This window comes from Ruegeria sp. YTSA108 (genome assembly GCF_059610185.1).
Genome location: NZ_JBXWND010000006.1, coordinates 45,653 through 66,261 on the forward strand (window position 1 = coordinate 45,653; position 20,609 = coordinate 66,261).

18 protein-coding genes are annotated in these 20,609 nt (G+C 57.6%); 7 read left to right on the forward strand and 11 right to left on the reverse strand.

What is annotated here, in order from left to right:
- Positions 1–142 precede the first annotated feature (142 nt).
- Together AC2FHW_RS10370 and AC2FHW_RS10375 are read left to right on the forward strand one after the other, a co-directional pair.
- The gene (locus AC2FHW_RS10370; RefSeq protein ID WP_281972733.1) at positions 143–1,348 is read left to right on the forward strand and encodes a multidrug effflux MFS transporter; all 1,206 of its coding nucleotides are present in this window, start codon (positions 143–145) and stop codon (positions 1,346–1,348) included.
- 65 nt (positions 1,349–1,413) lie between these two features.
- Positions 1,414–2,814, forward strand: a complete 1,401-nt coding sequence (locus AC2FHW_RS10375; protein WP_142636792.1) for a helix-turn-helix domain-containing protein — start codon at positions 1,414–1,416, stop codon at positions 2,812–2,814.
- A 59-nt stretch (positions 2,815–2,873) separates the two neighbouring features.
- Here AC2FHW_RS10375 and AC2FHW_RS10380 read toward each other — a convergent pair whose 3' ends face one another.
- The 6 genes from AC2FHW_RS10380 to AC2FHW_RS10405 all read right to left on the reverse strand — a co-directional run bounded on the left by AC2FHW_RS10380 (position 2,874) and on the right by AC2FHW_RS10405 (position 8,650).
- Positions 2,874–3,113: an HP1242/YdcH family protein gene (locus AC2FHW_RS10380; protein WP_142636790.1), complete on the reverse strand. Its 240-nt coding sequence runs from the start codon at positions 3,111–3,113 to the stop codon at positions 2,874–2,876.
- 78 nt (positions 3,114–3,191) lie between these two features.
- The gene (gene betA / locus AC2FHW_RS10385; RefSeq protein ID WP_142636788.1) at positions 3,192–4,850 is read right to left on the reverse strand and encodes a choline dehydrogenase; all 1,659 of its coding nucleotides are present in this window, start codon (positions 4,848–4,850) and stop codon (positions 3,192–3,194) included.
- A gap of 86 nt (positions 4,851–4,936) precedes the next feature.
- Entirely contained in the window at positions 4,937–6,445 is a 1,509-nt protein-coding gene (gene betC / locus AC2FHW_RS10390; RefSeq protein ID WP_142636786.1) for a choline-sulfatase, read from the reverse strand.
- On the reverse strand, positions 6,442–7,014 hold the full coding sequence (gene betI, locus AC2FHW_RS10395; RefSeq protein ID WP_271949443.1) for a choline-binding transcriptional repressor BetI: 573 nt from the start codon (positions 7,012–7,014) through the stop codon (positions 6,442–6,444). The genes betC and betI overlap by 4 nt, the downstream gene beginning before the upstream one ends.
- An 87-nt stretch (positions 7,015–7,101) precedes the next feature.
- Positions 7,102–8,010 (reverse strand): DMT family transporter, encoded by a 909-nt coding sequence (locus AC2FHW_RS10400; protein WP_271949441.1) that lies wholly within the window; start codon positions 8,008–8,010, stop codon positions 7,102–7,104.
- Positions 8,011–8,050: 40 nt separating this feature from the next.
- A complete protein-coding gene (locus AC2FHW_RS10405; protein ID WP_271949439.1) occupies positions 8,051–8,650 on the reverse strand; it encodes a LysE/ArgO family amino acid transporter in 600 nt (199 codons plus the stop codon).
- An 86-nt stretch (positions 8,651–8,736) separates the two neighbouring features.
- Between AC2FHW_RS10405 and AC2FHW_RS10410 the strand changes: the two genes are divergently transcribed.
- Positions 8,737–9,621: a LysR family transcriptional regulator ArgP gene (locus AC2FHW_RS10410; protein WP_271949438.1), complete on the forward strand. Its 885-nt coding sequence runs from the start codon at positions 8,737–8,739 to the stop codon at positions 9,619–9,621.
- Between the two features lie 14 nt (positions 9,622–9,635).
- On the opposite strand, the gene AC2FHW_RS10415 is transcribed toward AC2FHW_RS10410, so the two are convergent.
- Both AC2FHW_RS10415 and AC2FHW_RS10420 read right to left on the reverse strand, forming a co-directional pair.
- Positions 9,636–10,907 carry a permease gene (locus tag AC2FHW_RS10415; protein ID WP_271949435.1) on the reverse strand — a complete coding sequence of 424 codons (1,272 nt, stop codon included), beginning with the start codon at positions 10,905–10,907 and terminating at the stop codon, positions 9,636–9,638.
- A gap of 136 nt (positions 10,908–11,043) precedes the next feature.
- Positions 11,044–11,784 carry a YebC/PmpR family DNA-binding transcriptional regulator gene (locus AC2FHW_RS10420; protein WP_271949434.1) on the reverse strand — a complete coding sequence of 247 codons (741 nt, stop codon included), beginning with the start codon at positions 11,782–11,784 and terminating at the stop codon, positions 11,044–11,046.
- Between the two features lie 110 nt (positions 11,785–11,894).
- Here AC2FHW_RS10420 and AC2FHW_RS10425 point away from each other — a divergent pair, with 110 nt between their 5' ends.
- From AC2FHW_RS10425 to AC2FHW_RS10440, 4 genes are all read left to right on the forward strand, one after another.
- Complete coding sequence (locus AC2FHW_RS10425) at positions 11,895–13,667, forward strand: SLC13 family permease (protein WP_496677722.1); 1,773 nt, start codon at positions 11,895–11,897, stop codon at positions 13,665–13,667.
- Positions 13,668–13,684: 17 nt separating this feature from the next.
- Positions 13,685–14,419, forward strand: a complete 735-nt coding sequence (locus tag AC2FHW_RS10430) for a glutamine amidotransferase (RefSeq protein WP_271949429.1) — start codon at positions 13,685–13,687, stop codon at positions 14,417–14,419.
- A 72-nt stretch (positions 14,420–14,491) separates the two neighbouring features.
- Entirely contained in the window at positions 14,492–15,349 is an 858-nt protein-coding gene (locus tag AC2FHW_RS10435) for a bile acid:sodium symporter family protein (RefSeq protein WP_271949427.1), read from the forward strand.
- 11 nt (positions 15,350–15,360) lie between these two features.
- Entirely contained in the window at positions 15,361–17,022 is a 1,662-nt protein-coding gene (locus AC2FHW_RS10440) for an FAD-binding dehydrogenase (protein ID WP_496821870.1), read from the forward strand.
- Here the strand turns inward: AC2FHW_RS10440 and AC2FHW_RS10445 are convergent, their stop codons facing one another.
- The 3 genes from AC2FHW_RS10445 to AC2FHW_RS10455 all read right to left on the reverse strand — a co-directional run bounded on the left by AC2FHW_RS10445 (position 17,023) and on the right by AC2FHW_RS10455 (position 20,550).
- Positions 17,023–17,769, reverse strand: a complete 747-nt coding sequence (locus AC2FHW_RS10445) for a YbaY family lipoprotein (protein ID WP_496677719.1) — start codon at positions 17,767–17,769, stop codon at positions 17,023–17,025.
- 96 nt (positions 17,770–17,865) lie between these two features.
- Entirely contained in the window at positions 17,866–19,644 is a 1,779-nt protein-coding gene (locus AC2FHW_RS10450; protein WP_271949419.1) for an SLC13 family permease, read from the reverse strand.
- A gap of 90 nt (positions 19,645–19,734) precedes the next feature.
- Entirely contained in the window at positions 19,735–20,550 is an 816-nt protein-coding gene (locus tag AC2FHW_RS10455; RefSeq protein ID WP_142636761.1) for a TIGR00282 family metallophosphoesterase, read from the reverse strand.
- Between the last annotated feature and the right edge of the window lie 59 nt (positions 20,551–20,609).

Consider the following 20,609-nt stretch of genomic DNA (forward strand, 5'->3'; position numbering starts at 1 on the left):
GTTTCGTTCAGACCAAAGCCTCATTCGGCAAATTTGCAAATCTTTGAAAATACAGTTTCGGGTAATTGTAAACATGCAAAGTTTCGCACTGAGACACGGTCACGGATGGCAATCCCAAAAACCGTCACTATACATGTGAACCATGCAGTTTACTTTTTCGCCAGCGCGTCGTTCGCCCCCTACCATTGCCACACTTGTGATGCTATCCGGGCTGTCAGCACTGAGCTTGAATCTTTTCCTTCCCAGCCTGCCCAATATGGCCGCGTATTTTGACGCAGACTACAAAGTCATGCAGCTGTCGATCGCTCTGTATCTGATGATCAGCGCAGTAATCCAAATTCTGATCGGCCCCATCGCAGATAAGGTTGGCCGCAGGCCGGTTATTCTATGGGGATTGGTTCTGTTTCTGATTGCGACACTGGGTTGCATCTACTCCCCGAACGCCGAAGTATTTCTGGCCTTCAGGATGTTTCAAGCGGTCGTAGCTGTTGGAATGGTCCTTAGCCGCGCAGCGGTGCGAGACCTTTACGAAGCGGATCAAGCCGCTTCGATGATCGGCTATGTCACCATGGGAATGGCCATTGTTCCAATGATCGGCCCTGCCATCGGCGGCTTTCTGGAAGAGAGCTTTGGCTGGAAGGCAAATTTCTGGCTTCCTTTCGGGCTGGGCCTACTGGCTCTAATGCTGACCTATTCCGACTTCGGAGAAACATCCCGCAAAAGCGGGCTAACTTTGCTGCAGCAATTTCGTGAATACCCGGAATTGCTCAGATCCCCTCGGTTCTGGGGCTATTCCATGGCCTCAGCCCTGTCGTCGGGCGCTTTCTTCGCTTATCTGGGCGGCGCGCCTTTCGTCGGGACTGAACTGTTCGGCCTAACAGCGTCAGAACTTGGCATTTACTTCGGCGCCCCTGCGGTGGGTTATTTCTTCGGCAACTTCTTCAGCGGCAGGTTCTCTGTCCGCTTTGGTGTGAACCGGATGGTTCTTTGGGGGTGCTGGATGAACGCAACCGGCGTTGCACTGTCGACTATCGTGTTCCTTACGGGCTTCGGCTCGGTTCTCAGCTTCTTTGGGTTCATGACCATTGTTGGTGTGGGCAATGGTATGACCATTCCAAACGCAACTTCAGGCGCACTGTCCGTCCGCCCGCACCTGGCCGCGACAGCATCTGGGCTGAGCGGGGCCATCATGCTGGGCGGCGGAGCTGGCCTGAGCGCGCTCACGGGCGCAATACTAACCCATGAAACAGGCGCGATGCCGCTGCTGTGGCTGATGTTGGCCTCTGCAACATTTGCCATCGTTGCTATTGCCATCGTGATCCGGCGCGAACGGTATTTGGGCCTGTAACACGCCTTGCGCAGGACGGTTTGCAAAGCTAGCGTTCAAGATTAGAAAAGTTGCAAAGGCACGCCATGGCGACCCAAAAGCTCTATGCTGGTGCAAAACTGCGTGAAATGCGCACGCGCCTGACGCTGACACAAAAGGAATTCGCAGCCAAACTGGGGGTTTCGCTTCCCTATCTGAACCAGATGGAGAATAACAACCGCCCGATCTCGACCACGGTTGTTCTGGCTCTGGCGCAGGAATTCGGCATGGATGTGACCGAACTTAGCACTGGCGACAGCGAACGTCTGGTCTCAGACCTGCGCGAGGCGCTGGCGGACCCCGTGTTTGATGACGCCATGCCACCGCTCGCTGATCTGCGCCTAACAGCTTCAAACGCCCCCGCAATGGCCCGAGCGTTTATCGCCCTGCACCGCACGTATCGCCAGACGCATGAAAGGCTGGCCTCGCTGGACGAAGCCCTGGGACGTGAAGACGCACAGATTCAGGCCAGCCCCTGGGAAGAAGTGCGAGACTTTTTCCATTATTGCGACAACTACATAGACGCGGTTGACCGGGCCGCAGAACGATTTTCTGGCCGCGCTCAGGACAAAGGCGGAATTCGCGCCGCCGCAATCGAAAGCTTGGGTGAAAATGGTATTCGCGTTCAGTTCCCGGATATCGAAGAAACCCGGAAATACGATGCGGATAGCAAAACATTGCTGCTGTCATCACGGATTGCACCGCAAACACAAGTGTTTCAACTGCTCTTGCAGGTATCCCTAATCAATCAGGACAAGCTGCTTGAAGCGACACTGGATTTCGCCAAATTTCACAGTGATGAGGCGCGCGCGATTGCGAAGATCGGCTTGGCGAATTATTTCGCTGGCGCCTCTCTGATGCCCTATGGCGAATTTCTCAGTGCAGCCCAGCTTTACCGCCATGATTTGGAATTGCTCAGCAATCGTTTTGGAGCATCCATCGAACAGGTGGCCCACAGGCTTTCGACGCTGCAGCGCCCCGGCGCAAAGGGGATACCATTCTTCTTTGTTCGGGTGGATCAGGCCGGAACGATCACAAAACGCCACTCCGCCACGCGCCTGCAATTTGCGCGCTTTGGCGGTGCCTGCCCGTTGTGGAATGTACACCGCGCCTTTGAAACTCCGGGTCACTTCCTGCGGCAGCTTGCCGAAACCCCGGACGGGGTCCGCTATATCTCGCTGGCGCGGGATGTTTCGAAATCGGGCGGTTCGTACGGAGCGCCTGTCCGGCGCTATGCGATTGCGCTGGGATGCGAGGTCCGCCACGCCGAAGCGTTGGTTTATGCCGACAATCTGGATATCTCAAACGCCAGTGCCTACGAGCCCATAGGTATCTCGTGCCGGATCTGCGAACGCCAGAACTGCCACCAACGGTCAGTTCCTCCGCTGGAACGTCGCCTGTCCATCGACACTCATACCCGCGGAACCTTACCCTATGAAGTCACCTGAGCTTTACCCGGCCTAAAACCGCGGCCAGCCGAAACGGGGGCAATGCCCCCACCCAACCCTTAAGCGTTCGACAAAATCGCCCAGATCTCATCCTTCAGTGCGGCGCGTTTCTTGCGCAGCTCGCCTTCGGCAAGGTCCTCCATCGGCTCGACGTTAGTTTCCGCGCGGTGCACGATACGATTGACCTCGTGATACTCTTCGGCCAGCCGAGAAAAATGCGCATCGGACTGTTTAAGCTGACTGATCAATTCGACCTTGTCGGGAAACTCTTCGGCCAATTCGTGCGGGGTGTGGGACATTCCTGTTCGCTCCTTAGAAAATGCGTTGCGATTCAGGTCTATATTGGTCCCACTCCCCCCGCTTTGACGCGGATCAAATCAGCGCTGCGCCGAGGCCCATTGCGGATGAATCCAAGGCTGATCATTGGCTTTGGGCAACGGATCTTTGCCCAGCAGATGATCCGAGACTTTCTCGCCCACCATGATCGACGGCGCATTAAGGTTGCCGTTGGTGATTTGCGGAAAGATCGAACTGTCCGCCACACGCAGCCGATCCACGCCGATCACCCGGCCTTCGGAGTCGACAACCGCGTTCTGGTCATCCGCCCGTCCCATCCTGCAGGTGCCGCAGGGATGATAGGCACTTTCGGCATGCTCAGCGATAAAGGCGTTCAACTCTTCATCTGTTTGTACCGCAGCACCGGGCTGAATCTCTTTCCCGGCAAAGGGTCTGAACGCCTCTTGCCCGAAAATCTCTCGCGTCAGGCGGATACAGGTGCGGAACTCCTCCCAATCTTTTTCCTGGCTCATGTAATTGAACCGGATGACAGGTGCGTCCTCGGGTCGATCCGAGCGCAATGTCACAGCACCCCGTGATTCCGATCGCATCGGACCCACATGTGCTTGGAACCCGTGCCCCTCGGCCGCAGCCTGCCCGTCATAGCGCACCGCCATCGGCAGGAAGTGGTACTGGATGTCGGGGTATTCGACACCCGGCCTTGATCGGATAAAGGCCGCGCTTTCGAACTGGTTCGAGGCACCAAGGCCGGTCTTGGTGAACAGCCATTGCGCCCCGATCAGGCCTTTGCTGACCAGGTTCCAGTGTTTGTAGAGTGTGATCGGCTGAAGCGAGGCCTGCTGGATATACAGCTCCAAATGGTCCTGTAGATTTGCGCCAACTCCCGGACGGTCTGCAACAACTCCGATCCCCTGCTCAGCCAAATGCGCAGCCGGGCCGATTCCAGACAGCATCAAAAGTTTCGGCGAATTGATGGACGAGGCTGCGATGACCACTTCGCGGCGGGCGCGGATGACCTCTGTCTTGCCGCCACGGATCAGTTCAACACCAACAGCACTTCCGTTTTCCAGAACAATCCGGGTCGCCAGACCGCGCACGATATCACAGTTCTCGCGCTTGAGCGCAGGCCGCAGATAGGCATTTGCCGCCGACCAGCGCCGCCCTTTCCAGACGGTCTGCTCCATCGGGCCGAAGCCTTCTTGCTTTTCACCGTTATAGTCGCCCGTGACTTCATACCCGGCTTGCTGGCCCGCATCGACAAAGGCCTGGAACAGCGGGTTCGCACGCGGGCCCCGCGACACATGCAGCGGCCCGTCAGTGCCCCGCCACGCGGAATCACCACCATGACCGCCGTCATGCCAGGTCTCCATCCGTTTGTAATACGGCAGCACATCCGCATAAGACCAGCCATCCGCGCCCATCTCGGCCCAGGTATCGAAGTCCCGGGCGTGGCCGCGCACATAAACCATTCCGTTGATCGAAGAGGACCCACCAATCACCTTCCCTCGCGGGCAGGCCAGACGACGGTTATTCAGATGCGGCTCAGGCTCGGATTGATAGCCCCAGTCATAGCGCGACATGTTCATCGGATAGCTTAGCGCGGCGGGCATCTGGATAAACGGGCCCATGTCGGTACCGCCATGCTCGATCACCAGAACCGAGGCACCGGCCTCACTCAAACGATAAGCCATCGCGCAGCCTGCGGAACCTGCGCCGACGATGACGAAATCTGCTTCCATTTTCGGGTCTCCATTCTCAACCGGAGCCAAGATTTTTCATCGAAAAATCTCTGCCTGACCGGAGAGGGTCTTGTTAATTCGGGTTGTTACTCTCCGCGTGGAAAGCGTTGGCTTTCCTCGACGATATTCAGATCCATGTGGTTACGCATGTACCGCTCAGATGCTTTCTGCAGGGGCTGGTAGTCCCAAGGATAATACCCGCCCTGGCGCAACGCCTCGTACACGACCCAGCGACGCGCCTGGCTGGCGCGAACTTCGGCGTCGAACCGATCCAGATCCCAGCGAGCATCGGACTTGGCACGCAAGGTCTGTAACGTTCCTGCATGCTCTGGCCTGTCTGCAAGGTTCTCCAACTCGGAAGGGTCCGCCTCGAGGTCGAACAGTTGATCAGGGTCTAGCGCACATCGGTTGTATTTCCATTTGCCATAGCGCAAGGACACCAGTGGCGCATAAGAGGCCTCGGCTGCATATTCCATCGCGACCGGCGCACTGCGCTCGTGCCCCATGGCCAGCGGCACAAGGTTTTCGCCATCTGTCCACGGCGCGATCTCTGCCATATCGACACCGGCAAGAGCACCCAAGGTCGGCGTCACATCTATGGTCGAAACCGGAGCGTCGATCCGGCCCGCTGGCAGATCGGGCGCACAGATCATCAGCGGGACGCGGGATGACCCTTCATAGAAGGTCATCTTGAACCACAATCCGCGTTCACCAAGCATATCGCCATGATCCGAAACGAACAGGATGATCGCCTCTTGCCGCGTGGTCTCTAACACCTCGAGGATTTCTCCGACCTTGTCGTCCAGATAAGAGATATTGGCGAAATAGGCGCGGCGTGATTTGCGGGTATCTTCTTGAGTGATGTCAAAGCTGCGCCAGTCATTGGCGTCAAAAATCCGTTTCGAATGCGGGTCCTGATTATCATAACCAAGGTCGGCAATCTCGGGCAGAAGGTGCTCGCAATCTTCGTACAGGTCCCAGTATTTGCGACGTGCAACATAGGGATCATGCGGGTGGGTAAAGCTTACAGTCAGGCACCATGGACGGTCGTCCTTGCCACGGGCCAGATCGTATAGCTTGGACTTGGCGTTATAGGCCACCTCGTCGTCATATTCCATTTGGTTGGAAATCTCGGCTACACCTGCGCCCGTGACCGAACCCATATTGTGATACCACCAGTCAATCCGCTCGCCTGGTTTACGGTAGTCCGGGGTCCAGCCGAAATCGGCGGGGTAGATGTCGGTGGTTAGGCGATCTTCAAACCCGTGCAACTGATCAGGCCCGACGAAATGCATCTTGCCCGACAGACAGGTATAGTACCCTGCACGGCGCAGATGGTGGGCATATGTCGGAATATCACTGCCAAACTCGGCGGCATTGTCATAGACACCAGTGCGCGACGGCAACTGACCGGACATAAAACTGGCCCGACCCGGCGCACACAGGGGCGACGCCGTATAGGCATTCGCAAATCGCGTGGATCGTTCGGCCAGCTTTTTCAGGTTTGGCGCATGCAGCCAGTCGACAGGACCGTCAGGAAAAAGGGTCCCGTTCAACTGATCCACCATCAGGATCAGAATATTAGGTTTTGTCATTTCTCGGCCTCGAGCAAGGTGCTGAGCACGCGCATCGCGTGGTTTACAGCCAGTTGCGGTTCTTCCGGGGCGCTCAGCGCGGCGTGGATATAAAGTCCGTCGATCAAGGCGATCATGTTCCCGGCCGCCTCAACCGGATCGGCCAAATGCGGGCGCAGCGCATAAACTAGGTTCGACCGGATACGGGCCTGATAAATCTGCCACAATCGCAGGGCGTCGTCATTGGTCTGCGCAAGAACGTAGAATGTCATCCACGCTGCCGTCACATCCGGCGTGAAACAGGATGGGGCAAAGCATGCCCGGATGATCGCCTGTGCGCGTCCACTTGGCGTGGCTGCTTTCAGTTCTGACCGGACCTCTGCCCCGAAATCCGACAGGATGCGGCGCATCGCTGCCAGAAAAATCTGATCTTTACCGCCGAAATAGTGATGTGCCAGCGCGCTGGACATGCCAGCCCGCTTAGCGATCTGGCTGACGGTTACATCGAGGGATTTTTTCGACCCGAGCTCAGCAATCGTTGCCTTAACGATCGCATCACGGCGGATTGGCTCCATTCCGAGTTTCGGCATCCGTACCCCTCAACTGCTTTTGATAGAAAAACGCTAGGAGATTTTTATTGACTCGTCAATTAATAACGTTTTTCCGGCAGAAATCGGCTAAAGTTTAGGTGCAATACTGGGGGTCGTCAGGCTGCTGCGGTTCAACACAGCCTCGCGCCAGGCAATAAAACTGACTGCCAACAGAATCAGCGTGCCCCCGGCGACCACCCACAAATCTACGCTTTCGTGGAAAACCAACGCCCCAACCAGCGTGGCCCAGATCAGCTGTAAGAATGTGACGGGCTGCGTCACTGCTACGGGGGCGGCCTGCAGGGCCAAGGTCATCAGATAGTGTCCAAGTGTGGCAAAACAGGCAACCAGAAACAGCACACCCAAATCATGGAGACTTGGAGGGGACCACACGGCAATGGCGAAAGGTATCAGCGCCATCGTCACCCATATGGACATATGTGCAACCACGACCGAGGGCGGCAGATCTCGCACCAGCATCTTGGCCAGCAGGTAGGACGCACCAAGCGTCAACGAAGTCCCCAACATGGTCACGTGACCAACCGAGATATCCCGAAACCCAGGTCGGAGAATAATTGCTACACCGATCAATGCGACACCAATGGCGGCAATCCGGCGGAAGGCTAGCTTCTCGCCTAGAAACAGCACAGCACCCAATGTGACATAGACCGGCGTCATGTAGTTCATGGCCGTGACTTCGGCCAACGGAATTCGGGTCATGGAAAAGAACCACAGCATCACGGCAATGGCGTGAACCACCCCGCGGATGCCGAACAGTGTCAGATGCCTACGTGTCAGAGGTGTCCTAACGATCAGCCGTAACGCTGGCAGTAGGAACACCAACCCAAAGACAAAGCGCAGAAATGCGGCCTGTATCGGGTCCATGGAGGTGCCCAGAGATTTGACGAGCGCAGTCATGACAACAAAGGACAGACCGGCGGAAAACATCCAGAACATTCCCGCCAATGGCCGATAGGTGTTAGGTTGAGTTGTCATGTTAACGGTTCAACACCGAAACACAGGTGGGAACAAGACCTCAGATCGCCACCAGCTTGGCCGCAATCGCCAGCATGACAAAACCGATAACAACATCCAGCACCTGCCATGCCCTTGGGCGGGCAAAGACCGGCGACAGAATCCTTGCCCCGTAGCCCAACGAGAAGAAGAAGACAAAGCTGGACAGCATCGCTCCAATAGCAAAGGCCAACCGGTCATCATATTGTGCAGATATCGACCCGATCAGAACCACCGTGTCCAGATAGACATGCGGATTCAACCAGGTGAATGCCAGCACGGTCAGCAGGACAGACCTCAGACTTGAACGTGTCCCTTCACTGACATCCATGGAAGACCCGCCGTGCCAGGCCGATAGCAGGCTGCGCAACCCGTACCAGGTCAGAAACACAGCCCCGCCATAGCGCATGACCGGCTCGAACCAAGGAGCAGTCTGAGCAAGCGTTCCGAACCCGGCAACCCCTGCCGCAATCAGAATGGCATCCGATACGGCGCAGGTCAGGCATAGGGCAAAAACATGTTCGCGGCGCAGCCCTTGACGCAGGACAAAGGCGTTCTGCGCACCAATGGCCAAAATCAGACTAAAGCCTAGAGCGAATCCGGAAATCAGAGATGCGGACATGAAACCTCCTGTGTTCGATTTGATTGACTAGAGCCAGTCAGTCGATTTATCAAATTAAAGAAGTTACACCTGGTTAAGCTCTGCTAATGTTGCTGGATCCCAATCACCTTGCCGCACTTTCGGCCATTCTACGCCACGGAAGCTTTGACGCCGCCGCCACAGAGCTGTCGGTGACGCCTTCGGCGATATCGCAGCGGATCAAGTCATTAGAGGATCGGATAGGCGCCGCTCTGATCACTCGTGGTGCGCCCTGCACAGCGACACCCGCCGGCTTGCGCATTGCCAGATACGCCGAGGATATCGGGCTGCTTGAGGCACAGCTGGCCCGTGAACTTGCGTTGGAGGGAACCTCTGGCCCCACCCAGGTGCGCATTGCAATTCCTGCAGACAGTTTGGCCACATGGTTCATCGCTGCGATGGCCCAAACAGATGAGTTGCTGTTCGATCTGGTAATTGATGATCAGGACCATTCGGCCGATTGGTTGCGCCGCGGTGAGGTCAGCGCGGCTCTTACCACCGGAGGGCAACCGGTCTCTGGCTGCGATGCCCATCCACTTGGGGATTTCAGGTATATTCCAACGGCCAGCCCAGGTTTTATGCATAAATGGTTCCGGGACGGTGTAACCAAAAGCAGCCTTGCCATGGCACCGTGCCTGACCTTCAATCAAAAGGACGGTCTTCAGAAAGCCTGGTTTGCCAGAGAGTTCGGGCACCACATTTCCCCGCCATCGCATTTCCTGCCATCCTCACACGGGTTTGTGGATGCAGCGATCGCCGGCATCGGGTGGGGAATGAACCCGATTGAGTTGGTACAAAAGCCTTTGGCAGATGGCCTGTTGTGCCCCTTGATACCAGACACGCCCCTTGATGTTCCGCTGACCTGGCAGGTCGGGCGTGTCTTATCCTCGGCCCTTTCGCCGCTGACCGCCGCTGTAAAGCGCGCGGCTGTCGACGCGCTTATTCAACGATAGACAGGATTGGCCGATCAGGATGGCTCGGGCGCTTTAGGAATTGGCGTCACCACCCGGTAACAGGCAAAAGCTGCGATCAGGCTGACCAAGACAACGATCAAAACCGCCGCAGAGACCTCGTGCATATGCGCCAGCCCAGCCAGCGCCGCCGACACGATGACCGCAACAATCCGCGAGATGCTTTTCACCGCTGCCGCCCCTTTGACCCGCTGATCAAACGGGGCGATATCCAGAAAATACAACTTTCGGGCACTGCTGATGCCTGTTACCGCCACGGTCACCACAAACAGGGCAACCGCATGAGTGTGCACCTGATGACCGATATGGAGGTAATGGACCGTCAGCAGCCCTGCTCCGGTCAAGGCCACCATCAGAGTTCCGGATACCATGACCGCCCGGTGGGATTTCAGGTTAACAAACTGCCACAAAGGCGCAGAGACCAGATATCCAGAGGCCGACGAAATGATCATTGCGGTAAGACCTTTGGCCGAACTGTGATGTGCCTCGGCCGCCATCAGGGCAAAGAACGGAACCGATAGACTGACAACCACAATCGGAAGGCGCATGACCATATAGCGCCGGAACCAGGTCTGGTTGAACATCGCCAGAATATCGGTGAAATACTCGGACCAATGTCTTTTGCTTTCGTCCTCAGGCGCTGTGGAAATTTTCTGATGCGGAACTTCGGACATCGCCAGGATTGATAGGCCAGACAACAGAAAAAACACCACTGCAACTCCGATCACAACCGAATGGCGCGCAAACGGAGGGTTGCCCAGCGTGATTTGATGGACCAACAGAACAAGACCGATTGCGCCCAATCCGCCGGCGCCTAACTGCAGATATCGCATGATCATCCGTGACCTGGACTGAACGTGCGCGCCCAGCAGGTCAGTAAGCAGCAATGTCTGGATCTCACCTACGAGACCGATCAAAAAAAATGCGGCGATAAAGGCTGTAGCCGTGAACACGAGACTGCCCGTCGCGGCCGCCGCCAGAGCCATGACAAGGCAGGCCCCGATCAATACTTCGGTCATCGCGATGCTGCGTTTCTTCTGTTCGCGCAGCGCAATGACTTGGGCCAGAAACACGTCGGCGATCATGCTGCCGACCATGCGGATTGAAACCAGCGCGCCGGCGATGAACATCGGGAGTTCCAGCGAAACCGCAAGAAACGGCAAGACAATGGACGGGCTGCCAAGGGTCCAGGCGACCTGGGACAGAATACTCTGCCCGGTCAAAACAGGCACATTGCGTTTGGCCAAATCAAATTGAGGTTCGGTCATCTGCTCTTTGACTCACTGCTTCAGCTATTCGACCCAGCCTATGGGTTCGAACCTGATCGGCCAATAGCCCTATCCTCCAACCAACAAAAAACCCGGCCTGACGGCCGGGTTTCCAAATCTCAAGATGCGGGGCAGATCAAAGCTGCGCCATCACCTCATCCGAGGCTTCGAAATTGGTTGTGACGCGCTGAACGTCATCATCATCTTCCAGCGCATCGACCAGCTTCATCAGCTTTTGCATATCCTCAAGCCCCAGCTCGGTCGTGGTGCTTGGCTTCCAAACCAGTTTGGTGGATTCCGTTTCACCCAGCGCGGCCTCGAGCGCGTTCGAGACGTCGTTCAGATCGGTGTCGGCGCACCAGATGATATGACCTTCGTCCGAGCTTTCAACATCTTCCGCGCCTGCCTCAATGGCCGCTTCGAACACGGTGTCGGCATCACCAACCGTTTCCGGATAGACCACTTCACCCTTGCGTTCGAACATAAAGCCGACGGAACCGGTCTCGCCAAGATTGCCGCCATTCTTGGAAAAGGTCGAGCGCACGGTCGATGCGGTCCGGTTCCGGTTGTCGGTCATCGTCTCGACGATGACGGCCACGCCGTTGGGGCCATAGCCTTCATACCGGATTTCTTCGTATTCGTCGCCGTCGCCTGCCTGCGATTTCTTGATCGCCCGGTCGATCACGTCTTTGGGGACCGAGTTTGACTTGGCCTCTTTCACCGCCAAACGCAGACGCGGGTTCTTGTCTGGGTCGGGGTCGCCCATCTTAGCGGCAACAGTGATCTCTTTTGACAGCTTGGAAAACAGTTTGGACCGCGCGGCGTCCTGACGTCCCTTGCGGTGCTGGATATTGGCCCATTTGGAGTGGCCTGCCATGGTGCGTCCTCGTGATAGTGATTGCGTATTTGGCGCCCATATAGACGTTTGCGGGCCATGGGATCAAGAGACCGGCTTGCGACGGCTTCTTCTGCGAGTATGTTGGCGGTATGACGACAGATCAGATCATACTTTTCGCTCTCTTTGCCACTGTATTCGGAATGCTGCTTTGGGGGCGGTTTCGCTATGATCTTGTTGCGTTTTCCGCGCTTCTGATCGGAGTGGTGTTGGGTGTAGTACCCGTCGATGACGCTTTTGCCGGTTTTGGTCACTCGGCGACCATCATCGTCGCGCTGGTTCTGGTCGTTTCGGCCGGACTGGTCCGGTCCGGTGCGGTATTCCTGATCACGCGATCCCTGGTTGACGCGGCACGCGGCCTTGGGGCCCATATCGCCTTGATGGGCGGTATCGGGGCGGTTCTGTCCGCCTTCATGAATAACGTCGCTGCCTTGGCCCTGTTGATGCCGGTCGACATTCAGACCGCACGAAAAGCCGGACGAGCCGTCGGCCTGACCCTTATGCCGCTCAGCTTTGCAACAATTCTGGGTGGGATGGCGACCCTGATTGGCACGCCACCGAACATCATCATCGCCTCAATCCGCGCAGAAACTCTGGGCGAGCCCTTTCGTATGTTCGATTTCGCCCCTGTGGGTGGCATTGCTGCGATTGCCGGGCTTGCCTTTGTCTCACTGGTGGGCTGGCGATTGATCCCGAACCGGGGACCGCAAACCGAAACCTCTGAGGCGCTGGCCGAATATATCGCAGAACTGACCGTCCCAACGGAATCGCCGTTGATCGGCAAACGGGTCAGCGAGCTTTATGAAGATGCCGAGAAATCCGACGTCGCCATCATCGGCCTGATCCGCGACGGCAAGCGCCGCTATGGCCGGTCGGCCCATGCAACACTGAATCAGGGTGACGCGCTGGTGCTTGAGGCCCGCCCCGAGGCGCTGGATGAATTCCGCGCGGCGCTGAAGCTGGATTTTTCGGACACACGTCGACAGGAGCTTCTGACCGCTGAAGGCGACGGGCTGGAAGTCGTCGAGGTTGTCGTGACCGAAAACGCCCGCATCACCGGGCGTACGGCGCAGGGGTTGGGGTTGGCATGGCGGCAGAGCACCGTTTTGATGGGCATTTCGCGCCAGGGCCGCAGCATCACCGAACAGGTCCGCAAAACCGAGGTTGAGGCTGGCGACATCCTGTTGTTGCTGTGCCCGCGTGATCGCAGCGCCGATGTGACCGAATGGCTGGGATGCCTACCGCTGGCCCAACGCGGTCTGAACGTCACCGCCAATGAAAAGGCGTGGCTTGCGATTGGCCTGTTTGCCACCGCGGTGCTGGCGGCCAGTGTTGGGCTGATCTACCTGCCGGTCGCATTGGGGCTTGTTGTGGTTGCCTATGTGCTGACCAAGATCATGCCAATCGCGGATCTCTATACTCACATCGAATGGCCGGTGGTCGTTTTGCTGGGCTCGATGATCCCCCTGGGCAGCGCACTGGAAACCTCGGGCGGCACCGAACTGATCGCCAATGCGCTGATCCAGTTAACTAACGGCCTGCCTGCATGGGCTATTCTGACCGTTCTGATGGTGGTCACCATGACCCTGTCGGACGTGTTGAACAACACCGCCACGGCGATTGTGGCGGCCCCGGTCGGCATTCAGATGGCCCGCACGCTTGAGGTTTCCCCCGACCCGTTTCTGATGACGGTCGCCGTTGCAGCCTCGGCTGCGTTCCTGACGCCTATCGGGCATAAGAACAACACGCTGGTTCTGGGTCCGGGTGGCTATCGGTTCGGAGACTACTGGCGCATGGGCCTGCCGCTGGAAATCCTGATCATTGCGGTTTCGATACCCGCCATCCTTGTGTTCTGGCCGCTGTGACGGGTAAGAGCCGTTCCATGAAACAATTTCTGATCCTGCAGTTACGCCCGGAAACCGATGCGTCCGATGCCGAATATGCCTCGATTTTGGACAAGACCGGCTTGAGTTCTGAACAGACCCATCGCATCCGGTTGGATTGTGAAGACCTGCCCGACGGCTTGGACGTGACCGACTATGCTGGAGTGATCGTCGGCGGCGGCCCCGGCTGTGTCAGCGACGATCCGGCGACAAAATCGCCGACGGATGCCCGCACCGAAGCCGCCATCATGGGCCTGATGCCGCAGATCACCGCGCGCGATCATCCGTTCATGGGGTGCTGCTATGGGCTGGGTATTCTTACCGCGCATCTGGGTGGCGATGTCAGTAAAGACCAGTTCGGAGAGCCCGTCGGCCCCTCAACCTGCCACGTGACAGAGGACGGTGCGACCGATCCACTGATCTCGGGGCTGGGTCAGAGTTTTGATGCTTTTGTGGGCCATAAAGAGGCTGTGCAATCCCTGCCAGAAGGGTGCGTGCATCTGCTTGCCTCGGACCCTTGCCCGTTCCAGATGATCCGCTGGGGCCAGAATGTCTATGCCACACAGTTCCACCCCGAGGCTGATGCCCGCGACTTTGAAGAACGTATCACCATCTACAAACACCACGGCTATTTCCCGCCCGAAGATGCTCAGCGTCTGATCGACATTTGCCACGCCGCCAATGTCACTCTGCCCGGTGAAATCCTGCGCAGGTTCGCCCAACGCTACGGCTGACCCTACGGCGCGGTTGCCTGCGGCTTTGACCCTCGCTTACGCTGGTCCGAACGGCTTTGGGAGGAGTTGTAGTTGGATCTGCTTATTAATGTCGGCCTGCCACTATCGTTGGCCATAATCATGCTGTCCTTGGGTGTCGGGCTTGAGATCGCCGATTTCCGCCGGGTTGTCAGCAGACGATACCCTTTTGCGATAGGGGCGTTCTGCCAGGTGATCTTGCTTCCCATTGCGGCATTTACAACGGTCAAACTCTTTGCACTGCCACCGGAAATTGCAGTCGGTGTTATGCTCCTCAGCTTTTGCCCCGGCGGTGTTACCAGCAATATCCTGACTAAACTGGCCAAGGGTGATGTCGCTCTTTCCGTCAGCCTGACAGCCATCATCAGCTTGCTGTCGATGGTGACGGTACCCGTATTGGCCGCCTGGTCGATCAATCACTTCATGGGCGAGGACGCACCCGAGGTCTCGATCACCGGCCTCGCCATAGCGATGTTCCTGATAACCACCCTGCCCGTCGCTATCGGCGTCAGTATACGGCATTTCGCAAAAGGATTCGCAGAACGGGTCGATGCCCCTCTGTCCAAACTGGCTTCGATTCTTTTCGTCCTGATCGTTCTCGCCGCGCTGGCCGGGAACTGGGAAATGTTCGTCGAAAATTTGGGGCTGATGGGGTCGGCGTTGATCACCCTGAACATTGCGCTGCTGCTGATCGGGCTGGGACTGGCCTGCGCCGTGAACCTGTCATGGAACGAGAGCAAGACGATCTCGATCGAAACTGGCATCCAAAACTCGACTCTTGGCATCACATTGGCAGCGCTGATTACCAGCACGGAAAACGGGCTAAGCCCTCTTGCTCTGCCATCGGCCGTCTATGGTATCTTGATGTATGTCGTCGCCCTGCCATTTATCGCCTGGCTGCGCCGCAGCTGAGAGGAAAAAACATGTCCAATAACACCGCAGATGCCATTGTCGTTGGGGCTGGGCTGGCTGGGCTTGCGGCCGCGGCCGAGCTAGGCGACCGCGGAAAAAAGGTGATCATACTGGATCAGGAACCCGGTCATTTCCTCGGCGGTCAGGCGTTCTGGAGCCTCGGTGGATTGTTCATGGTCGACACGCCGGAACAGCGCCGGATGGGCATCAGGGACAGCCACGAACTGGCCTTGCGTGACTGGCAGGGCAGCGCGCAGTTTGACCGCGAAGAAGACGCTTGGCCCCGCAAATGGGCCGAGGCTTATGTCGAATTCGCCGCCGGTGAAATGCGGCCCTGGCTGCACGATATGGGGCTGCGATGGATTCCTGTGGTTGGATGGGCCGAACGTGGCGGTTCTTATGCCGATGGACATGGCAATTCGGTACCTCGGTTCCACATCACATGGGGCACCGGCCCTGGTGTTCTGGAACATTTCATCCGTCGCGTGCGCGAACATGTCAGCACAGGCCTGATCCAGCTGAAGTTCCGCCACCAAGTCAGCCATATCATTATGCAAAACGGCTGCGCCAAAGGCGTCTCGGGAGAGGTCTTGGCTGAGGACGCAGCCGCGCATGGCGCCAAGACCAACCGGGAAGAGGTCGGGGAATTCGAGGTCTATGCTCCTTCGGTCATCGTCAGTTCGGGCGGTATTGGTGGCAATTTCGAAATGGTGCGCAAGAACTGGCCGCGCGACCGCCTGGGCGAACCACCCAAAGACATGATCGCGGGCGTGCCGTTCCACGTTGACGGTCGGATGATCCCTATCAGCGAAAAGGCCGGTGGGCATGTGATCAACGGCGACCGGATGTGGCATTACACCGAGGGCGTCAAAAACTGGAACCCGATCTGGCCATCGCACGGAATTCGTATCCTGCCCGGCCCAAGCTCTATGTGGTTTGACGCGCGCGGCAATCGTCTGTTGCCCCCTTGTTTGCCGGGGTTCGACACGTTGGGCACGTTGAAAGAGATCCTGAAAACCGGTTATGAATACAGCTGGTTTGTGCTGACCCAAAAGGTGATCAAAAAGGAATTTGCGCTCTCCGGGTCGGAACAGAACCCGGATTTCACCTCGGGCAGCTGGAAAGAGGTTATCCGTCAGCGCATTTTGTCAGGATCGCAAGCCACCGCGCCGGTCGAGGCCTTCAAACAACACGGGGAAGATTTCATCGTTGCCAACACTCTGACCGAACTGGTCAGCGGCATGAACCAACTGGGTGGCGATCTGATCAAAGAGGCGCATTTGCGCGCCCAGATCGAAGCGCGGGACTCACAGGTCGACAACCCTTTTACCAAGGACGCGCAGATGGCGGCGATTCTGGCGGCCCGCAACTATCGGGGTGACAGGTTGATCCGCACCGCCAAACCACACAAGTTCCTTGATCCTGCGAATGGGCCGCTAATCGCGGTCAAACTTCACATGCTGACGCGCAAAACGCTGGGCGGTTTGCAGACCAACCTCGACAGTCAGATGATCGGTGCAAACGGTCAGGTCGTTCCCGGGTTGTTCGCCGCAGGAGAGGTCGCCGGTTTCGGCGGCGGCGGCTATCACGGATACAACGCACTGGAAGGCACATTTCTGGGCGGCTGCATCTTTTCCGGGCGCAACGCAGGACGGTCGCGCGCTGTGGCCTGATTAATGCGTGCGTATGAATTTCAGAACCGGGTCGCCTGCGCTGTCCAGCAGCGCAAGGCTATCGCCCGCCACCGCATAGGACACCACGTTTTGCAGCGCGGCAAAGAACTGATCCTCGACCTGCTCCATCTCGGGTGGGCAGGCCATCAAAGTGGCCGCAATATTGTCTGGAAACGTCAGCGAAGTGCCCGAAATCTCGGCCTGCCCGGTGAACCGGTTGCAACCGCCTGAGCCGCTAAAGGCACCGCCTTGCGCAAACTCAAGCTGCGGGGCGCGTTCGCTGTTCAGCACGGCCCCCTCCACACCAATCGCCGTCCAGCTTGTGTTTTCCAGCCCCGCCGACGTGGGGCCGTCCGTCTTGACCAACAAAATGTCGGCCGTATCCGGCGCACCATTGGTCAGGACCGGATACACCGTGTCGGTCGTAAACAGCAGTTGTGACCCACGATATATTGCCCCCCGCACCGCATAGGTCATCCCGTCACGGATCAGAGCATCATCATAGGTCAGTTCAAACTCGGCAGGCACCCCGCTCAGCACGTAGCGCTGCGCAGCCAGCGTTACCGCTGGCGCATCCGCAAGCGATATATCCTGCAGCTCGATATAAAGCGTCGCGTCTTCAGGCACGGCAATCCGTTCGCGGTAGGAGGCGGTACCGGTCACCGAACCAGCCGATACATCGCTGCCAATCAGCGCCACCATAATCGCACCCATTACGATCAACTGACCAAATTTTGGAAAAGGCATAATCCCGTCCTTTCGTCCAAGTTCTAGAGGAAAAGATTGTGTCTGGATCAGCCTTTACAAGACCGTCAGCGCAAAACCGGCGGGTTCGCGCCGGTGTTACAACGGCCAGATGATCGGAATAAGCAACGAAGCAAGCAGCCCTACCGTCAGGTTCAAGGGGATGCCAACCTTCATGAAATCGACAAACCGATATCCCCCCGGACCATAGACCATCATGTTGGTCTGATATCCGATTGGTGTCGCAAAGGATGCAGATGCCGCCAACATCACCGCAACCACCAGCGGCCTTGGGTCTACGCCGACGGCCTGCGCCAACCCGATTGCGATCGGCGTGACCACTACCGCAACGGCGTTGTTGGAGACGAGTTCGGTAAGCACCGAGGTCAAAACATAGATGGCCCAAACGATCAGGAACGGTGGCAGCGCACTTAGCCCAGGTGCGATTGCATCGACGATCAGGGAAACCGCACCAGACTTATCAAGCGCAGCCCCGATGGCCAGCATCGAGAATATCAATGCCAGAAGTCGCCCCTCGATAAAGGAAAACGCCTCATCCGCGTCTATGCAGCGGGTGACCAGAACCAGAGCGACCGCAAGAATGGAGAGCAACAGAATTGGCGCCACACCCAATGCGGCCAATACAACGATCCCGATCAATGCCCCAATCGCCACCGGAGCGTGATTGCGGCGGAACGCCCGCGCCGAGGGCTGTGTCACGTCGACCATATCCATATCAGCGGCAAGCTTCTGGATATCGGCAGGTGATCCCTCCAACAGCAGAGTATCCCCGACTCGCACCACGAGGTCGTCTAGTTGACGACCGATATTCTGGTTCCGCCGATGTACCGCCAGAACGTAGACACCATAGCGGCGGCGCAGGCGCATCACGCCCAGCGTTCGCCCAACCATACGGCACCCCGGTGTGATCAGCACTTCGACCGTTTTGGTCTCGACCGCAGAAACCTGATCAACACGCTTTAACTCTTTGTTGCTTTGCAGGCTCAGCAACTCGGTCATCTCGGTCCGCAGGACCACGCGATCCCCAACCTTAAGTGTCACCCCTTTGAGGTTGCGCCGCAAAGACTCGTCCCCGCGGACCACGTCAATCAGGCGTACGCCGGGGCGTTTGAACAGTTGCACCCCTGTCACCTCGCGCCCGATCAGGTTGCTGTCGGGCGGAATGACGGCCTCGGTGAAGAACTTCATCTTAGAGCGATCACTGAGAAGCGAGGCCATGCTGTCGCGTTCCGGCAGCAGGCGCGGCGCAACAAAGCGCAGATAGATCATGCCGTAGATCACCACTGCGATGCCCAAGGGCGTGACTTCGAAAATCGTGAATGCAGCCAGACCCTGAGATCGCGCGACACCATCCACAAGCAGGTTGGTCGAGGTGCCGATCAGTGTCAGCGTCCCCCCCATGATGGCAGCATAGCTGAGCGGGATCAGCAGTTTCGAGGCCGGCACATTCAACGTGCGGGCAATCTGTACAAAAACCGGGATCATCACGACGACAACGGGTGTGTTTGACACCACCGCCGAGGCCAGAACCACAAACCCCATCAGCAGTGCGATAGCGATACGCGGATTAACCTGCGCCTGTTTCTGCGCAGTCGCGGTAAAGGAATCCAGCGCCCCGGTTCTGACCAGAGCCCCCATGACGATGAACATCGCCGCAATCGTCCATGGCGCAGGATTGGACAGAACTGCCAACGCGCTTTGATAGGGCAGGATACCGGTCACCAGCATCAGGGCAACGCCCGCGATGGCGACAACCTCGGTCGGGTAAGCCTCGCGCAGGAACATGACAAACATGCCTGCGACAACCAATAGCGCCACGATCGCGCTGCCCGTTTCTGTCAGTTGAAGAAATTGCATTCGTGGTATTCAGTCCGAACCCTGGCCCAGCTTGCGCGCCCGTCGGGCAGTTTCCCGTATTGCGGGCAGCAGGGCAAGCCCAACCTCGCGCTATTGCGGCCCGGCTTGTTGCAAGCGACCCCCAACGCGCACCATTTGCACGGATTTTGCCTGACCATTGCGATCATCGGTTTCCACGAACACACCGCTTAGCGTTGCTTCGCCATTTGCAGGCGTAAACCGCGCCTTGGGCATCCCGGTGATGAACCGGCGCATCGGTTCTAGCTTTTCCATACCAATGACAGAATCGTAATCCCCGCACATCCCGGCATCGGTCAGATAGGCTGTTCCCCCCGGAAGGATCTGCGCATCCGCGGTTGGAACATGCGTATGGGTTCCAACCACGAGGCTGGCGCGCTTGTCGCAATAATGCCCCATCGCCATCTTTTCGGATGTGGCCTCGCAATGCATATCAACGATGATCGCCTGCGCCTGACCGCCGCGCGGGTGTGACTTCAGAATTGGCTCGATGGCCGAGAACGGATCATCGAAGGGCCGCTTCATAAAGACCTGCCCAAGCACCTGTACAACCAGAACCTTGCGCCCGCCAGGGGCGGTATAGAGACGATGCCCGCGCCCCGGAGCACCCTTAGCAAAGTTAACGGGGCGCACAATGCGCGGTTCGCTCTCAATGAATTGCAACATGTCCTTCTGGTCGAAAGCGTGGTCGCCCAGCGTCAGACAATCCGCCCCTGCATCTAACAGCAGCTTGGCATGATCCCCGGTCAAACCCATTCCGTTCGAGGCGTTCTCACCATTGATCACCACGAAATCCAGCCGCCATTCGTCGCGCAGACGTGGCAGATGTTGCTGAACGGCCGCGCGTCCAGCGCGGCCCATAACGTCACCCAGAAAAAGTATCCTCATAGAAACCGTCTAAGTGTGGCAATTCGCAAGTACAAGCCGTTAAGCTGACCCAATGAACG